Genomic DNA, 3142 nt, shown 5'->3' with positions numbered 1-3142 from the left:
ACATTATTGCCAGGATCTCGTTAGTGCTTTCTCTTTTTTGTCACTAAATCACAAAATTTGGTGATGAACCTTAATTTTTGTATTTGCATGTACTGTATTTTTTAGATTTACATCTTACTCCTTTAAAGCTGCCAAGAAAAATAATTATGTACATAAAAATGCTGTATTACTAAAAGAAATAAGCGCTCGTGAAAACAAGATATATATTTTTCAGGATAACGATCAATCATATAAAACCGTCATATCCAAACCTTTTGGGCCATTCTGGAAAAGTGAGGTAGCATTTCATTACCAATCAAATTTAAAAAATGATATTGAAACAGTTGGCTACGCCAAGATAAGTGATCAAACCATTAATATGTTTATGTTAGCTTTTAAAACAAATACAAATGACATTAAATATGTTGAAGCTGGTCCAGATTAAGTCCCAGAAATTGTGTAAAAAAACGGCAAAAAGCGGTTTTGTTTTCCGATGATCTAAGTTCATGGACGGAGAGCGGAACTTTACGAATCATTCGAGCTTGATCGGCATCCGGTATCCCGCAAACATCGATTACGCGAAGCAGTAGTACAATGGTGATTAATATTATGTAAATATTCAAAAAATGAAAAGCCCCATAGAAAAAATCTTTAGAGGTTGTTCCTGTTTAGTGCTTAAACAGGACGTTCAGTAAACAGAACAAGCGCGACAAAAATCAATCTCTAAGTACATAAATGAGGTGTCATACACTATGAACCTGTTTTTTAATTTATTGTTATTTTATGCGAAACAAATGCTGAAAAGTTTTCTGTATTTAGGAACGATGCTTTTCATGGTGATCATGCTCATTTCCCGGTTTGTCATTAGACAGAATGACCTTCACGGAATGACTGATTATGGGAATTTTGTAGGGGAAATGACCTTAATTGTACAGGCTGTTATGCTTCTATTTATGATTTTCTTTTATAAGTTATTTTCCGATGAATATAAGTTTGGCGCCAACAATTTATTCGTTGGGTCATTCCGAATCACTTTATTAAAAATAACGGCTTTATTATGTAATCATCTATTATTTCTAGTTGCATTTATCGGGTTTCAGATTACCTTGATTTTCATTTTTTACCGTGTGTGGGAAATTCCGTTTTCATCTTTTTATACACAAACTGCGTCTTTTGTTATCGTTTATTGGTATTTGCCGTTTGTGTTTGCCTTTTTCTTAGGGATCTTCACCGCTCTTTTGTTTGGCAAAAACAAACTGAGCTTCGTGTTTATGATTATTATCTGGCTGGCGATTGGACCGATGAATACAGAATTGTTTTCCCGTTATTTTCGTCAATTTTCATTTTCTGATGTAGAAAGTTTGTTTTACATCGGTCCATTGAATATTGACGTTGTATTCGAAGATGTAGTTGGATATAATCTTAGTTTATCTACATATATGAAGATCTTTTTTTGGATTATTGTATCGATTATTGCTATATTTTTTGCACTTTTTAAAACAACCCGTACAAGTAGAGAGAAAGCTGTGATCATTAGCATCATTCTTTTTCTTTTTATGGGCAACACCTTTATCTTTCCAAAAATATTTAAAGGCGGAAAGCTTGTCTTTAGTTTTGCTGATTCTGATAAAGAGAGCTTCTATTATAAAAACCACAAAGATGTAGTTGATCCGGGCACTCTACAATATAGGATTAAACGGTATGATATCCAATTGGATACAAGGAAAAACGTACATGCGGAAACAAAGGTGACGTTACATCATATTCGAAGCAAATCGTTGTCATTTGTTCTCTATCACTTTTTTGAGGTGAAAAAAGTGACAAATAAAGAGGGACAACGGTTGCCGTTTACGCAACAAGGCGATGTTGTGGTGGTGGAGAGAACATCCAATCAGCCTTCCGATGAATTAACATTTTATTATGAGATGAAAGATTCGTTCAAGATCCCAGTTTCTCCAAACTATTTATTTTTGCCTAATTACTTTAGCTGGGTTCCTACGAGGGCAAATCATGTGCCTTTTGATTTTAATCGTATCTACAATGAGGGCACTATTGTTTTATCGATGCAAACGAAAGAACCGATTCACTACACATTGTCTTTTAAGGGGAACGTGCCGTTTTATACGAATTTGCCGCGAAATAAAGACGGGACGTATAGCGGAGAAGTTTCTGGCGGGATTACCGCTGTTGCTGGGATGTTTACAAAGAAACACCTCGATGGATGGGAAATCGTGTATCCAACCGACTGGTCAGAAATTACAAAGGATTGGCCCACCTTTCAAAAGTACCTCGTCCAAGTGCATAAAGAAATAGTCGATATGTTCCAAATAAAAGATATGAAACTGCCAAATAAAATTATTTTGCTCGCTCCTAATTCGGAAATGAATTCTTATTTAAGCAGTGATCATCTTCTTTTTCAAATAGATACATTATTCAGCATTAGTTCTGAGAATACATTGAAGGATATTCCTAAAGTATTTTTACATGCTTTACTTTGGAATTATGATAAACGAACTTTCTCTTCCTATGAACAAATAGAAGAATTTAATAAATTGCTAGCTAATGTTGTTCAAGATGAACTAGGACTCCAATCCCCAGGGATGTTTTTTTTAGATGCAAATCTGCCTTGGGCGTTTGAACAATATGACCAAGAAACACAGAATGTGGTTAGACGCTTATATGAAGAGTATTATCGTTTGCCTAATGAACAGAAAAAAGAGTTTCTCGTGTTATGGTACAAAGAAATGCATAATGTGGCGGATAGTTGGTTCAAAACGGAGAGATTATTTCAGGAGTTCAAGGAGGGGATCCAATGATCAAGATATCTAGCGTGAATAAAAAGATAAAAAAACATCAGATATTATCAGATATTTCTTTGCAGATCGAAGGGATATACGGATTAGTTGGACCGAATGGCGCTGGAAAAACGACGTTAATGAAAATCCTGTCGAGCCTCATTTCCATGGACGAAGGACGTGTGGAAATCGACGGAGAGAATTATGTGAAAGGAAAGTATGTGAAAGCGAGTCATCTTATTGGCTACTTGCCGCAAGATTTTATGGTGTATCCGAAAATCACCGTAGAAGAAACGTTGGTACCGTCAAGAATTTTGTGTAATGAAAGATAGATAGGGTATCTCTGAATGGATTTGGAATAGATAAGG

Annotated in this window: 2 protein-coding genes; both read left to right on the top strand. The window is 35.2% G+C overall.

Translation table 11 applies throughout. From position 1 onward, the window contains the following. Nucleotides 1-731 precede the first annotated feature (731 nt). Complete coding sequence (locus DCC82_RS16700) at nucleotides 732-2795, top strand: ABC transporter permease (RefSeq protein ID WP_097354028.1); 2064 nt, start codon at nucleotides 732-734, stop codon at nucleotides 2793-2795. After that, nucleotides 2792-3106, top strand: coding sequence for an ATP-binding cassette domain-containing protein (locus DCC82_RS16695; RefSeq protein ID WP_108430519.1), 315 nt, complete (start codon nucleotides 2792-2794; stop codon nucleotides 3104-3106). The genes DCC82_RS16700 and DCC82_RS16695 overlap by 4 nt, the downstream gene beginning before the upstream one ends. Nucleotides 3107-3142 lie beyond the last annotated feature (36 nt).

This window comes from Geobacillus sp. LYN3, assembly GCF_003064505.1.
Classification (GTDB): domain Bacteria; phylum Bacillota; class Bacilli; order Bacillales; family Anoxybacillaceae; genus Parageobacillus_B; species Parageobacillus_B toebii.
Note: the sequence above shows the minus strand (reverse complement) of the source record. Positions and strands in the feature narration are given on the sequence as shown.